This window comes from Fulvivirga lutea, assembly GCF_017068455.1.
Lineage (GTDB): Bacteria > Bacteroidota > Bacteroidia > Cytophagales > Cyclobacteriaceae > Fulvivirga > Fulvivirga lutea.
Genome location: NZ_CP070608.1, coordinates 385,821 through 401,524 on the forward strand (window position 1 = coordinate 385,821; position 15,704 = coordinate 401,524).

General features: G+C 40.0%; 7 protein-coding genes and 1 tRNA gene. 3 read left to right on the forward strand and 5 right to left on the reverse strand.

Features of this window, described 5'->3' with window-relative positions:
• Positions 1 to 167 precede the first annotated feature (167 nt).
• The 5 genes from JR347_RS01960 to JR347_RS01980 form a co-directional block, all read right to left on the reverse strand.
• A complete protein-coding gene (locus tag JR347_RS01960; RefSeq protein WP_205722384.1) occupies positions 168 to 1,304 on the reverse strand; it encodes a T9SS type B sorting domain-containing protein in 1,137 nt (378 codons plus the stop codon).
• Positions 1,297 to 9,780 carry a tail fiber protein gene (locus JR347_RS01965; RefSeq protein ID WP_205722385.1) on the reverse strand — a complete coding sequence of 2,828 codons (8,484 nt, stop codon included), beginning with the start codon at positions 9,778 to 9,780 and terminating at the stop codon, positions 1,297 to 1,299. The genes JR347_RS01960 and JR347_RS01965 overlap by 8 nt, the downstream gene beginning before the upstream one ends.
• Before the next feature lie 357 nt (positions 9,781 to 10,137).
• The gene (locus JR347_RS01970; RefSeq protein WP_205722386.1) at positions 10,138 to 11,091 is read right to left on the reverse strand and encodes an NAD(P)H-dependent flavin oxidoreductase; all 954 of its coding nucleotides are present in this window, start codon (positions 11,089 to 11,091) and stop codon (positions 10,138 to 10,140) included.
• Entirely contained in the window at positions 11,091 to 12,464 is a 1,374-nt protein-coding gene (locus JR347_RS01975; protein ID WP_205722387.1) for a M20/M25/M40 family metallo-hydrolase, read from the reverse strand. Before JR347_RS01975 ends, JR347_RS01970 begins: the two co-directional genes overlap by 1 nt.
• Positions 12,461 to 13,768, reverse strand: coding sequence for a DEAD/DEAH box helicase (locus tag JR347_RS01980; protein WP_205722388.1), 1,308 nt, complete (start codon positions 13,766 to 13,768; stop codon positions 12,461 to 12,463). Before JR347_RS01980 ends, JR347_RS01975 begins: the two co-directional genes overlap by 4 nt.
• Positions 13,769 to 13,847: 79 nt before the next feature.
• On the opposite strand from JR347_RS01980, the gene JR347_RS01985 reads away from it, so the two are divergent.
• From JR347_RS01985 to JR347_RS01995, 3 genes are all read left to right on the forward strand, one after another.
• Complete coding sequence (locus tag JR347_RS01985) at positions 13,848 to 15,185, forward strand: dihydroorotase (RefSeq protein ID WP_205722389.1); 1,338 nt, start codon at positions 13,848 to 13,850, stop codon at positions 15,183 to 15,185.
• A gap of 85 nt (positions 15,186 to 15,270) precedes the next feature.
• A tRNA-His gene (locus JR347_RS01990) sits at positions 15,271 to 15,346 on the forward strand.
• Positions 15,347 to 15,429: 83 nt separating this feature from the next.
• Positions 15,430 to 15,672, forward strand: a complete 243-nt coding sequence (locus JR347_RS01995; RefSeq protein ID WP_205722390.1) for a hypothetical protein — start codon at positions 15,430 to 15,432, stop codon at positions 15,670 to 15,672.
• Positions 15,673 to 15,704 lie beyond the last annotated feature (32 nt).

Sequence of the window (15,704 nt, forward strand, 5' to 3'; positions counted from 1 at the left end):
TTTTCTTTTTTCAGTCATGCCGAACACTGGAGGCATCTCACTTAGTTTTGATGGATCAAGACTAATAATAGATTTCCCCTTTCTCGGTGTAACAAATCGCACAAATAATTCAATTTGTTTCTATTAATGGTTTTACCCACCCCTTACTCCCCTCCCAGTAGGGGAATTTAGTTTAACACTGTTATTACCTGCTTGGCCGTTTGCCCTGCATATTTTAAAATACATATATAGTTGCCTGGTGATAAATCATCAAAGCTTCCATCATACGGATTATCAATATCATTAAAATTTCTAAAATTCTTTTTTCTGTAAACCTCAGTGCCCCAACGGTCTAACAAAATCACTTCATTGTCATCAGCGTAAGCACCAATGGCTTGAATAACCAAGAAGTCATTGGAGCCGTCATTGTTAGGTGTTAAAATATTATGAATAACAGGCACTGTAGTAAGTACCCCGCCAAGCAAAAAGAGCCTGACATAATCACCACCAGGGTTTACCGAGGCGTTATCACTTCCTACTGCATTAAACCCACTACCTATAGTCGTAGTGAAACCACCAAGGTTTGAACTCAAATTTTGAACGGTATCAGCTTCTAAAACTACTGGCAAATTTTCATTTGAAGTAAATAGTCCTTCATCTTCAGATTGAATGGGCAAATTTACCTGCACACTATTTAATTCTTGTGCAAAAACTGCCCATACCCATGAAGAACTTACTGTATCTACATTTGAAGGTAGATTTCTAACTACAAAACTACCATCATTCCTATAAGCTCTCGCACCTGTTAAAGTATTCTCATTGCCTCTCACATCGAGCAAAATTGGAGCATATCTATTGGCAGCACCAAGCGGATAAAATTTAGCTCCAGACCCTTGCTGCAACAATGGGCCAGTTACCCATGAAGTTCCGTTAGAGGTTGCCTCGCCATTACTTCCAACAGCTAGAAAGTTTACATTATCATTTTCGGGCGTAGACACAATACCATTAGCTAATTCTAATTGGTTAGTAACAAGTACTTGCCCAATAATACCTTTAGTACCACCACCATCAATTATTAAATTAGGAATAGCCAAAAGGTTAGCTGTACCAATACCTTGCTGCCCAGAGCCTCCGAGTAATAAACCTCCCAGATTATTGGCATCATTTACACTTTGAAAAGAAAAATTGGCTGATTGAACTACCACGTTACCATCCGTACTAATAAGCGTATTCGCACCCACCGTCATGGTTGTTCCAGAAGGAACCACTAACTGACTAAAAGCTAGTGTTGGAATGAACAATATGGTGGTAAGTAGCTTATTCATTTCCCTTATTTGCTTCAGCTGTTAATATAGCTGTTAACTTATCCATCTGAGCTTTTAATTCGCTTAATTGGGCCTGAGTAGAAGCTTCAGAGCCAAGAAGTTTTGCTATTTGAGCTTTCAGTGCTTCTATTTCAGCTTTTTGTGAAACTATGATCTCTTGCTGTTCTTGGATGGCCTTTACCGCCAGAACTCCAAAACCTGAGTAATCAACCCCCCAAGCATCAAAGTTTTCTTGCTTAGTAATGTCTCCATCAAAATTTTCAAAGTATTCAGAATCATCACCTTTTTGTACAAATTCGGGAATTACCTTATAAACATCTTGGGCAAGAAACCCTATTTGCTTGTTTTTTTCCTTAGTCGTCTTGAAGTTGTATTCCTTTACCGAAAGTTTTAATAAATCAGACAAACCATAAGAAGTATCTGTGATGTTCTCCTTTAATCTTTTGTCGGATGTAGAGGTCCAAGAGGTAGCACCATCTGCCAAATAGACCCCAGTTGTATTACCAGATCCATTATTGGTAACCATTAATCTATTATTAAGTGACCATCTGAAAATATGAGCTTCCAATGCATTACCGGTAACCCACTTTAAACCATGACTACTAGATGCATCCATAGCAAGGCTCCCTTCTGAAATATGAATTTTTCCTTGAGAGGAGGGTGTTTCAATGCCAACACCTATGTCTCCACTAAAATAGTTACGATCTTCACCGACAGAATAGACTCCGAACTCAGTTCCCGTTGTTGTTGATCCATTACTTAAATAGAGTCCGTATGCTGTCCCCGAACCGGCTCCTTGCATATAAGAAAACAACCCATAATGTTGATTCGCACCGGTATAGTTAGATTGTGATATTAGTGCAAAACGTTCGGCTGCTGTTGTATAAGAATAGAAGTTATAATCTAAACTTGTTCCTGATGTACCTACTGTCATATTTCCTTCAACCATCAAGCCATTAGCTGGTGCAAATACACTCCCTGCATAACCAGATCCAATTACCATGTCCCCGGCTACGTCCAGCTTATTGTTTGCCGTAACTGTTCCAATACCTGTATTACCTGTTGCTCCATCGATTGTCATTAAATCAGTCAAACTTATATTACTACCTAATGCGCTTATCGCAAAATCATCATTGTCAGTCAGGCCAATATTAATATTTGTTGATGCATTTTGAAATCTCATAGAGGAGTTTGAAGATGCCCCGGTTCTTGCAACTATTAAAAGAGGGTTTAGGTTCGATGCAAAATCATCTTGTACTTCTAAAGTTCCGAAAGCTGATGCTTGAGATGCTCCTCCAACTATAGTTTTACCACCGTGAGTTACTGTTAGAGCATTTGATCTATTTGCACTACCAGTTCCATCCCCAACTTCAAATAAGGGATCTGTAGAAACAAAGGATGAAGCACTACCACCACCGACATTGTAATGACCAACTGCAAAGCCTCCTCTAGTGCCAGCCAACACGCCCTCTCCTAATGCAGTTGAACCATTTCCTGAAGCTATACTACTAACACCGCCAGCTAATGAACGTACACCTGAAGCAGTATTAGCCTGACCAAAGGTGGTACTTTGATCCCCTGAAGATGTATTATTCTGCCCTGAAGCAGTACTACTTAGGCCAGAAGCTGTATTTCCAGAACCGAATGCAACAGAATTGAGACCAATATTGGCGTCATCCCATTCAGTGCTTACAGCAACACCCGCCCTTAATGCCCGCTTAGCAGGTACCCACATAAATCGAGTACCGCTACCAGAAACAGGTGTAACTCCAGTTCCGCCATCAAATAAAACTGAACCATTAGAAACATGAAGGTCAGAATTGGCATTGGGCGCATTGGTTCCTATCCCAACGTTACCAGTTGTATAATAAATATCACTACCACTAATTGTCCAAGGGCTACTTCCTCCCGCTGAAATATTAGTTCCATCCCAAAACAAATCGCCTCCTACATTATATAGTCGTTCAGTGGTAAAAGGTGGAGCTACACCAAGTGGGTCGATTTCTATAATACCTTGTGGAAATCTCGCCTCGCCATCTATATCAAGCCGTAGAACGTCCTGAAGATTTGCATTAGCATCATCTCCAGCAGCATGAGAAGTAGAATTATTAACGAAAAATTGTATTCCATCTGGTGAGTGCTGAACAATTGAACCTGGTTTATTAGCTGTTTTGAATAGCAGATTATTAGAAGCATCTATATACAGGTTGCTAGAAAATACACTAAAGATATCGCCTGAGACTGTTACTTCATCTACTATGGTACCATTATAAATCTGGAGGGGGCCGAGCGGATTGGTAGTTCCTATTCCAAAATGGCCTGTATTGGTCAATCTTGCATATTCGCCACCAGCCCAAAGTGTAAGCGGTACAACTAAACTACTTCCTGCCTGAACCTCAGAGCCGGTAAAGCCCATGACCGTTTCATTTCCAATTTTATAATATTGTCCTAGATCAATATTTACATCTCCTCCTGAAACATTTAGCTTATCTAAAGGAGCAATGGTACTTGTTCCAATTCCTACTTTACCTGTGGCTTCTTCGATAAAAAATGCCTGCTGACTTGTAGTTTCAGTCCTTATGTCGATGTCTCCTGCAGCGGCTGTCATTTGCACATTGCCACTACCTAAATAAGCTTCTTCAAGAGTGCTCACTCCACCACCCCCATTAGTCCAACTCAATATGCCTGACCCATCTGTTGATAATACCTGTCCGTTTATTCCTGCATCCTGAGGTAATGTAAGTGTATAATTAGCCGTTACAGCATCTGGAGCTTGAATTGATACATTTTGGGCTTCATCGTCATCCGCTAAAATAAGTCTACCTTGATTGTTTGCACCATCTGTTAAAATTCGGATTCCATCATTAGCACCAGCTGGGCTTACGGTTAACCTATTACTCGTATTTGTGGTACCTATTCCTACATTACCTGTAGAAGCCACTCTTAATCTGGTAGCAAAATTGGTATTGATCTCGAAAAAGGTTGGTGAAAAAATCTGTAAGTAGTCTCCTGAGCCAGGCGAACCTATACTACCTAAATCTGTTATACCTCCTGACCCATCGTCTTTTGCGAATTCAATAGTAGGAGAGGCAGAAGATGTACTTTGGGTACTTTTCAGAATCATTGAAGGATTATTAGATTCTAAATGAAATAATCGATCAGGGCTACCAGTACCGATACCTACTCTACTGTTTGTTTCATCAATTGTGAGAATTGGAAAAGCCGTTGATGTTTCAATACTAATTCCATTATTCGCGGCAAGTGTGATATTACTACCTCCATCATAGGCTCCTTGTAAATCAGAAACCCCACTACCTCCACTTGTCCAACTCAAATTACCTGAGCCATCTGTAGTGAGCACTTGTCCGTTGGTTCCATCAGCATCAGGTAATGTAAAAACTACATCTGTTGTTAAATCATCAGGTGCTTTTAACCCAACAAAATTGTTCCCATTGGCCTGTAGTTCTGCAAATTGTATTTCAGATGTTTGGCCAACCCCAGCAGCATAAGGTCTTAAATATAATGCTGAAGGCAATGATGGTGAAATTGATAGGCTACCAGCTCCTGAAAAATTGAATCTTGTTGCCCCATTGTTTTCCATGGTAGCAATCACATCAAAATCGCCAATTGAACTACCTCCGTTTTCAGAAACATCGAAACTGTAAAAAACAGATGGATTATTCACAGCCTCCATTCTAAATCTCCACGGATTAGTACCGGAGGTAGTTGCTCTGAATTGTGGAGCAAAATTGGCATCGCCATTAGTTGAATTACTAATAAACAATCTTTCGGTTGCATCAGTAACACCTAGGGTTAAGAGGTTTTCAAAATCACTTGAGCCAGAAGTGGCTTGAATAACGATTGGAGAAGAACCGTCAGTTAAGTCAATAGTACGGCCCCCATCATAGGCACCTTGCAAACTTGACGTTCCTCCAGCACCTAAATTGGCCCAAGATGAACCGTCATATCCTTCAAAAACATTAGATGTAGAGTTGAAACGCAATAAGCCAGCCTGCAAAGCCGGAGCAGCAGACGGTCTTTGCGCATCTGTTCCTACTGGTAGTTTTACGGCATCCGTACCATTAATGTCGAGTGACAAAGCAGGATTAAATTGTTTAATACCCACATTGTTATTTCTGATGATTATATCACCTTCTGTACCAGTTTGAAGAATTAATCTCTCTGATCCTACAGATGTTTGTCTTACAACAACATCTCCCGCTCCTGAACTCGCAGAATATTCGCCTGCTATAGCTGCTGTTGCTAATTCCAAATCAGTTATAGTTCTACCTATTCCTAGTGAAGTACTACTACCTGCAGCACCACTAGTTAGTTGCACAGAATTTGGGCCAGCACTCCTTATATCTAATTTGGCATTTGGCGCATGCGTTCCAATACCAACAAATTCATTGGCTTCATCTAAAGAAAATAATTCCCCAGCAGTTGAAGATGCAAATGTTAAATCCTTACCACCTGTCATCACAATATCAGCAGTTGTTCCATTGTCATATGCTTCTTGTAATTCAGTGGCGAATGCCGACTGATCTATAAAAGTTAAATCGCCTGCTCCATTTGTTCCAAGTACTTGTGAATCATTTGCGGGTTCAAGCCAAATTACATTACCTCCATTCGTATTGGCTAGCAAAGCCCGATTACCTGTACCATTATCCTGTATATCATCTAACTGAACAGCATCATTTTGAATTGACGTAAGACCAGTATTGTTAATTACTATATCTCCGCTAATCGATACATTTTCAAATTGATTATCGGTAGTCCCATCATAGATCAAAATCTGTGCATCTGCTATTCCGGTATCTATGTTGGCATCTGAAAGTCCAGAAAGATCTGTTGCCCCAGCACTACCTGTTAAATCAACTCCCTCCCAGTATAAAGTTCCTCCATCATTCCAAAGTTTAGCTGTAGGATCATCTGGGGTTCCGCCTATATCTCCAATTTCTATAGCGGCACCCGTTAACTCTAGGTAACTGGGTGAAACACCAGTTGCAAGTATATCTTTTACAGTTAGAATTGGATTTCCATCTACTCTTTCAACAACAAAAGGAGACAATTCATCTGTTGGAGTGATTTTTAGTCCTCCAGCAATTGATACGTCATTTCCATCATCACTAATTAAAGGGTAATTTGGCAGGCCATCTATATCAGCTTGATGTTCTGCCAGAGCATCTTGCACATTAGTAGCAGTTAAATTTGTGATTGCAGAAACACTAACATCGGTTGCAGTTTGATTGTCCGTGTTAAGGGATGATAAATCTACCATTACAGGAGGAACACCATCATCCGTTAAAGAAATATTAAGTGTTGAACCCGTAAGATTGAATTGATCTACTTGTTGGTCGTCTGTGTCAACCAATGACAAATTAGTTAATTGAGAACCGTCAACTGCAGGTAATCTCCCTGTACCATCTAGCTGAACAATATTATTTGGAGCAGTACCCACTGTTCCATCAAGCTTATTATTAAATGTGTTAAAATCCGCTGAACTTAAAAAACCATTGTTGCTCCCTGATGCTTGAGAAATTGATATTATTGGAGTTGTACTACCGTTAGCTACTGAAATTGGGCCGGAACCGCTCACGTTGGTCACCGTTCCTGAACCTCCGCCACCTCCGCCTGTTGTTCCTCCGGGTTCACTCTTAATGATAAATTGGACATATGCATTTGTTGGTCTCGTTTCAGCATCACCACCTCCTGCTATTGTATGAGAATGGTCACCGGCAGTGCCTGTTGAACTTGTGAGTCCGCCTGCATCATTATCAAAATTAATTCCTGTACCTCCTCCGCCAGTAAAGACTTGGATAGAGTGAGAGTGAGCACCGGTAGTGTTAGTTGTAAATGCGCTATTTGGAAGAGAGGTTGCATCAGTTTGGTAACTACCAACATTATCCCCTGTATTTCCACCATTTAAAGCTGTTCTACTCCCAGCATTTGGATCATTTCCTGTTCCTGCATTAACTCCTCTAACAAATCTCCCTCTTAAATCCGGCAGATTAAAGGTTGTTGAACCATCTCCATTTCCCCAGCTAGTTCCAATGGCCGCAAATAAATCTGCAAATGTGGTTCTGCTAACCGCACTACCATCGCAAGCTAAATATCCGGCTGGAACAGAAGCTCCACCGTAAGACAAGATGGTACCAACAGCCTCACCTCCAGCTTCACCTGCAGAAAAGTCATTCCAATCAGAGCCGTCATACCCTTCGAAAGAACCCGTTTCCACATTATAACGAATCATCCCGGCACCCGGACTGGCAGGGCGCTCGGCTGTAGTTCCAACAGGTATACGTATACCGTCTGTGGTGCTAATGTCTAATGAAACAGTAGGTGTCGGATTATTTAGGCCAACGTTTGTTCCATCATCAGTTAATAAGGAAGGCACTAGCGTTGAGCCATCGCCCTTAAAAATAACTTCCGAGGTTGGGGCAACTCCGGTTATGGTTGTACCATTACCAATAAGTATACCCGATTGAGAAGTTTCGTCAATTCCCGGTAAAGCATCAATATCTCCTTGAATCTCGGCAAAAGCACCTTGTGCTGAGGTAGCAGACAGATTTGGAATTACGGCAACAGAGATTTTGGCTGCTGTAATATCGTTTACATCATCATCAGTAATTGTGCCATCAGTAATCTCAGTTGTACTTACAACATCAAGGGTAGCTAGAGCACCTGCATCAGAAATTTGGCTCGATGTTATAGATCCTGAAAGACTTTCTGCTACATCTACTTCTAGATTGTCATCTGCATCATAATCAACTTTCAGCATGTCTCCACCGGCAGGAATAAGACCTATTTCAGTGTCGACATAGGTTTTTACCGCTTGCTCGGTGGGTATATTTGAGTCGCTATTGCCTGCTAAAGTACCGTCAGTTGAAATGGTACCGTTTTGAGTGGCCATTGTACCTAAACCTAAATTGGTTCTTGCTGTTGCAACATCTGCAACATCACTTAAATTGTTTGTACTTACCAAGTCACCACCAGCTGGTATAGCCCCAATTTCAGTGTCGACATATGTTTTTACAGCTTGCTCAGTCGGGATATTTGTATTGCTGTTGCCTGCTAAAGTACCGTCAGTTGAAATTGTTGCATTTTGAGTTGCCAATGATCCGGCATCAGACACTTGTGACATTGTTATCGTCCCAGAAAGTGCTTGAGCTGACTCAGCCTCATCAACCACATCATTAGAATTAGCATCATAAGTTGCCTGAAGCATATCTCCACTTAAAGGAATTGCTGCAATTTCTGTATCCACGTATCCTTTGGTTGCAGCATCACTATTAGCAGATGGTGAAGGTAGGCCGGTAATGGTAGTACCTCCCGTATTATTTCCTTGGCCGATTACATTCGCGATGTCTTGGTTATCCGTGTTATCTAGATAAGCAGATGGCGGTTGACCACCAAGATTTTCGGCATCATCAACTACACCGTCTGATCCTGTGTCGTAAGTGCTCGTGTTCATGTTACCACTTCCAGAAACAGTGGCTGGTTGCCAGGTTCCAGCATTAAACTCTAAAACTTGACCATTAGTTGCTCCTGTTGTATTAACATCTGTAAGTCCACCTAGGGTTGTTACATCGTCAGTTGCATCAGTATCTAGATTTGCTGGGATACCTGCTAAGTCAGAAAAATTACCAGAAAAATCATCAGAAGCATCAGTATCTCCTGTATTTGAAATTACACCACCAGTTATGTCAATGCCAGTTCCTGCAGTTAATGCTGAGCCCCCAGCTAGTGAACTTAAATCAACAGTCTGATTAGGTTGGCCAGGTTCAGTTAAACTCAATGTGTTAGTACCAGCATCAAAAGACAAATTCTGAATTTCGTTAGTAGGATCGGCATCTGCATCATCCACATTAACTACGCTCAATGGATCTCCGGTTACTCCAGTTCCAGAAAGTGTTCCATCAGTTACAACGCCACTAAAAGTACCAGATGGTAAATTTCTTATTTCCCATGCCGTGCCGTTATAAACCAAAATCTGATCCGCACCAGCTCCCATACTAGATAAATCTGCCAATTGAATAGCACCTGTGGCAATCTGAACATTGCCTAAATCGCCAGTTACATCCCCACCTGCAGAGAGAGTTTGAGAATTGCCGCCAGTCCCACTTATAGTTAATTGCCCAGTGCCCGCATCATACGTTAAGGTTTGGTCAGCACCTCCACCTCCTCCAGCACCTACATTCACCCAGGCAGTTCCATTGAAGTATGAAACGGTATTGCTACTGGTTTGGTAAACCACCATTCCGGCATCAGGATTTGAAATATCAGTAACATTGGCTACAGATGGTAACAATAATCCTTGGTTTCCTCCAGAACTGAACAACCATAAAACAGCATTACTTTTTAGCTGATCTGTACCAATACTCACAGTATTTTGTGCCTGAAGAATTCCTGAAAATAAAAGTGAAGCAACGAATGCTATAATTCTCAGATTGGTTTTAATGTAAGGTTTACCCATGATGTTTAGAATTTCATGTAAAATCAGGAAATACTATCAGCAATTTCTTTATGAAACTGAAAAACTCCTGCAAATGATTAATAATGTTCAATTAAGTAGTTTCTGCCCATTATTTCTCAAGTATAATTATATCAAATAATTTGGCAATAAACCACCTTCTTTGCTTTAAGGCAAGTAAAATTGATACGAATATTAATGTAAGTTTTCAGCGAAAGGTAAACAAAGTTGCAACATCGTCATTTAGATGGAGTGCGCGACTGAGAAATCTCCTTGTTAGAACGTTTAGTTGTGTAACCAGTTTTGTGTATTTGAATAAGGGGACTACTCACTACGTTGCGTTTGGGAGTGACTACAAAATTATTCCACCAAATCCTCCACAATTTCCTTCACAGGTCGGATGGATTTCACATATTCAATAGAAGGTCCGGCACACCAAACTGTTTTGTAAGTAGCTGAAAAAGCTGCTTTTTCTAAAGACTTCATTCCCTTGTAAAAGGTGAGCATCTTGGCATATTTTTTCAGTGTCTTATTTTTATTTAGTATCCGCTCTAGCCACGTTTGTTTCGTGCCGATATCCTGAACATAGGGTGTATTAATTACAGTGCATGGCGTACCTGAAAGTTTGGTGGTCATCACAATATCTTTGGCGCCATAATCAACACAAGCCTGCTTATATTCCTGGCTCACACCTGCTTCATCTGATGCTATGAACGGGCTACCAATAGAAGCTCCACAGGCTCCTAGTTCCAGCTTTTCTATAAATTGTTCGTGAGTTCCTACTCCTCCAGCAGATATCACTGGAATATTGCATTTTTTAACAAGTAAAGGGATTAACTCTTTATAGGACATTGGCCCGGCATGTCCGCCAGCCTCAGAATTAACGGCTATAACTGCATCGGCTCCTAGTTCCTGCACTTTCAGGGCGTACTCTACATCCACTACATCACAAAAAACTTTAATCCCTTTTGGCTTACAAGCCTCAATTACTTGCCTGGGGCTACCTAACGAGGTAATGATAAAATCAACACCTAATTCAACACAGGTATTCAACTGCTCTTTCATTCTAATGTTAGACTTATTCACAATTAAGTTGATACCAAAAGGACCAGAGGCTTCTTCTTTGATTTGTTTTATAGCCGCCCTGAATTCTTTGTCCGTTCTATAGTTTAAGGCAGGAATGGCCCCTGTAATACCACTTTTAATGGCAGCAATCGTCATTGCAGCATTAGAAACCAGAAACATAGGTGCCATTATGATGGGATACTTTATCCCAAGCATTTTGGTAAGTTCAGTATTGAATTTATTTTCCATTATAGCCCGTATTTATCAATCATATAAACCAAAGCTGCCATTCCTGCAGCTCCTAATTCCAACTCTCTTTTATTCACTTTATCAAAGGTATCATTATCGGTATGGTGGTATGCGAAATAGCGTTGTGAATCAGGCATCAATCCGATAAGCAGTGTGCCTTGGTCTTCTAAAGGACCAATATCCGCACCGCCTCCAGGTTTATCAAAATCATAAATTCCATAAGGTTCGAAAAGTGGTTGCCATGATCTTACTTTTTTCAGATCATTATCATTACCTGTCATACGAAACCCTCTGGGAGAAAATCCACCACTATCTGACTCTAACGCAGCAATATGATTCTCACCTTTTTCTTTTGCTACTTCTGCATATTTCTTTCCACCCCTCAATCCGTTTTCTTCGTTCATGTACATTACAGCGCGAATTGTTCTTTTTGGCTTATAGCCGAGCTCTTTGAAAATTCTCAAGCCTTCGATTGCCTGAACACAGCCCGCCCCATCATCATGGGCTCCCGTGCCTAAATCCCAAGAATCTAAATGGCCACTAATTACAATAATTTCGTCCGGTTTTTCCGATCCTGTCAGCTCTCCAATCACATTATAGGAAAGCACATCGGGTAACATTTCGCAGTGCGTCTCAATATATAATTGAACTTGAGGAGTGTCCTTCAAAATTTCAGTTAATACATCTGCATCTTTTACGCTCACCGCAACTGCGGGTATTTTAGGTTGCTTTTCGTCATAGATAAGCGTGCCTGTATGCGGGTAATCATCTGCAACGGTACCTACCGAACGTACAATTACAGCCTTGGCTCCATATTTTGCAGCTTCTGATGCGCCAAACACTCTTTGATCCACTGCCCCACCGTATGCTGAGAATGTAGTAATTTTAGTTTGATCCATCGGCCGGTTAAAAAAGACAATCTTATTTTCAAGCGCCTTCTTACCCAACTTTTCTAGTTCGCTAATTGCCTTCACTTCAATAACTTCGGCTAGCACACCATCTGACCCAGTGCCTACAGAATTCCCTAATGCTCTGACATTTAATTCTACCCTACCATGTTTGGGAGAGTTTAGCACTCGCGCCTGTTCTCGCTCACCTCGTATCCAATGTGGTACCATTACTTCTTGCAGATATACTCTGTCAAATCCGTAAGATTCCATTACTTGCTTGCTCCATTCTACCGCTGCAGCTGCCTGAGGAGAGCCACTCAACCGAGCACCTATGGAATTGGTCAGGTAATCGAGCATTTCATAAGACTGACCTTGCGTTAATTCTGTATCAAAAATTGATTTAATCATTTTTACATCCTCTTGCTGAGCCGATGCAGTAAATGAAATAGTAAACATGAGAACACCGAGTGCTATTTTTTTCATCTTCTACGCTTCTTTTTTGAATTATTACCTCTCTTATCTTTTGATTTAAATGGTTTATCTTTTTTGTCATGGAATGCCCCTTTGTAATCAGGGTCTTCCCTCCTTTTGAACATATCTATTTCTCGTTCAATCTCAATATTTTCTTCACGAGGTGTTTGTTCCATTTTAATTTCTGACGGCACTTTTTTACGTGGAATCGGTTGATTAATCAGCTCCTCAATTTTTTTGATATGATACATTTCGGCTTTATTAGCGAATGTGATGGCAATACCCAAATTTTTGGCTCTACCCGTTCGCCCAATCCTGTGCACATAGTCTTCATAAATAAGCGGCACATCAAAATTAATAACATGGGAAACCATACTTACATCTATGCCTCGAGCTGATATATCTGTTGATACAAGAATTCTTAATTTACCTTCCTTAAATTCATTCATCGCATTAATACGGCTATTTTGCCCTTTGTTTGAATGAATTACTCGAAGCGGCCCCATTTTTTTACGTTCTAAGTATTTAAAAACATTATCAGCGGTGGATTTTGTTTTTGTAAATACAATTACCCTGGAATAGGAATCGTCCTTAAGTATATGCTCCAGAAAATTAATCTTAGATTTTAAGTTCGGCACTTCGTATAATACCTGATCCACTGTTTCTACAGTCATCTGTTCAGGAGTCACTTCTACCATTTCAGGGAATTCCAAAAACTCCTCGCAAAGTGTCTTTACAAATGGCGACATGGTAGCACTGAACAGTAGGTTTTGTCTTTTCACCGGAATCACCTCCAAAATTCTTCTTATCTGTGGCATAAATCCCATATCCATCATCTTATCGGCTTCATCAATGATGAGGGTTTTCAAAAGCTTTGTTACGAGTTCACCTTTTAAGTAAATGTCTAAAAACCTACCAGGTGTCGTGATAATAATATCGACCCCCTTTTGAATTTCTTCAATCTGCGTTTTAGGCCCAACACCTCCATATAGAGAAACAAAACGAAGGTCAGTGTATTTAGAAAGAAGCTGAATGTTCTCCTCAATTTGCAAAATTAGTTCGCGCGTTGGCGCCAAAATTAATGCCCGTGGGTGTTCTCCTTGAGCATACTTAACTTTCATTAGAAGTGGCAATAAATAGGCAGCCGTTTTTCCGGTTCCGGTTTGAGCTAAACCAATAACATCATGACCTGATAAAGCTAAAGGAATGGCCTTTATTTGTATTGGAGTTGGTTCTGTGAAGCCTGCCTCTTCCACTGCATTGAGCAACTGCCTGTTTAATTTAAAATCATCAAAATTCTTAGGTTCAATTGCCATAGATTAAAAATACTTTGCAGCGTGAAAAAGTAGGCTGTAAATTGCGTTGAATATAAGTGAAAAGCAAACTAACAAGCTTATGCCAAAGACATTAATAAAAAACGCCAAATTAGTAAACGAAGGAAAAATATTTGAAAGCGATTTGCTAATCAATGGCCAATTCATTGAAAAAATAGAATCGAATATAAGTGCTGATTCCGCTGATCAAATCATTGATGCCGATGGAAATTATCTACTGCCAGGATTAATAGATGATCAGGTTCATTTTAGAGAACCCGGGCTAACTCATAAGGCAAATATTTTTACAGAATCTAGAGCAGCTGTGGCTGGAGGGGTCACTTCTTTCATGGAGATGCCAAATACTGTACCTAATACGTTAACCCAGGAACTGCTTGCAGACAAATATGCGATTGGCGCCAAGAGCTCATTAGCAAACTATTCATTTTTCATGGGAGCATCTAATGATAATCTTGAAGAGGTTCTTAAGACTAACCCAAAAGACGTTTGTGGAGTAAAGGTATTCATGGGATCTTCTACAGGAAATATGCTTGTGGATGATGAAAAAACATTGGAAGGGCTTTTTTCAAATGTTTCCATGCTAATAGCCACGCATTGCGAGGATGAAGATACTATCAGAAAAAACACAGAGCTTTATAAACAGAAATATGGGGAGGACGTCCCCATGGAATGTCATCCGCTCATTCGAAGTGAAGAAGCTTGCTATCTATCATCCAGTATGGCCGCATCATTGGCAAAGAAGCATGGAACTCGCTTGCATATTCTACATATATCAACAGAAAAAGAATTAATGCTCTTTGATAATTCAATACCCTTAGCAGATAAAAAGCTGACCTCCGAAGCATGTATTCACCATCTATGGTTTAACGATTCACATTACAAAGAAAAAGGGGCACTCATTAAATGGAACCCTGCAGTGAAAAAAGAATCCGATCAAAAAGCTATATTACAAGCTGTTTTAGATGATCGTATCGATGTGATAGCTACTGATCATGCCCCGCATACTATCGAGGAAAAATCAAATAAATATTTTAATGCTCCATCAGGTGGGCCATTGGTGCAACATAGCTTGGTGGCGCTATTAGAAATGTATCATCAAGGTAAAATTTCACTCGAGAAGATTATTGAGAAGGCATCTCATAATGTAGCAGTATTATTTCAGATTGAAAAAAGAGGCTACATCAGAGAAGGATATTTTGCTGACCTTGTATTAGTAAACCTAAACAACCCGTGGGAAGTATCTAATGATAATATACTTGCTAAATGTGGGTGGTCTCCTTTTGAGGGTACAAAATTCCAATCTCAAGTAACACATACTTTTATTTCAGGACATTTGGCTTACGAAAACGGAAAATTCGATGAAAGCCAACTCGGAATGAGATTGACCTTTAACAGGTAGCACAACAAAATAACTAATATCAACTATTTGTAATCTCATCAACACTATCTACATTTGCAGTCCCTTAAAAAGTGAGGGTATAAATGGTGGTTGTAGTTCAGTTGGTTAGAACGCCTGATTGTGGTTCAGGAGGTCGCGGGTTCGAGTCCCGTCTCCCACCCTTAAAATAAAAGCTCATCAGATTTGATGAGCTTTTTTGTTTAATTCAATTTCAAATGAGCTTAATAATTGGTAAGTTCATTCCATGAATTGGTATGATTTCAATCAACTGAAATTAAAAGACAAAATTAAAGTGCTATATGAAGAAGGCACTTTTATTGTTGCCATTCGCTACTACAAATACAAAATCAACCTATTTTTATTTGAGAATTACTATGTTGAGGTCTTTTTCAATCACAAATTAGATATGATTGAAAAGATTGAAGTGATGAATAGAAATACTAAGAGACTTAAATTCTATTCAGATCAGATAAAGCTTTCTATTTAATATTATCAGAAATAAAAAAAGGGGCTTTTGAG

Coding starts and splice junctions, on each gene's coding strand:
- JR347_RS01960 (WP_205722384.1), bottom strand. CDS start 1,304: ATGAATAAGCTACTTACCACCATATTGTTCATTCCAACACTAGCTTTT.
- JR347_RS01965 (WP_205722385.1), bottom strand. CDS start 9,780: ATGGGTAAACCTTACATTAAAACCAATCTGAGAATTATAGCATTCGTT.
- JR347_RS01970 (WP_205722386.1), bottom strand. CDS start 11,091: ATGGAAAATAAATTCAATACTGAACTTACCAAAATGCTTGGGATAAAG.
- JR347_RS01975 (WP_205722387.1), bottom strand. CDS start 12,464: ATGAAAAAAATAGCACTCGGTGTTCTCATGTTTACTATTTCATTTACT.
- JR347_RS01980 (WP_205722388.1), bottom strand. CDS start 13,768: ATGGCAATTGAACCTAAGAATTTTGATGATTTTAAATTAAACAGGCAG.
- JR347_RS01985 (WP_205722389.1), top strand. CDS start 13,848: ATGCCAAAGACATTAATAAAAAACGCCAAATTAGTAAACGAAGGAAAA.
- JR347_RS01995 (WP_205722390.1), top strand. CDS start 15,430: ATGAATTGGTATGATTTCAATCAACTGAAATTAAAAGACAAAATTAAA.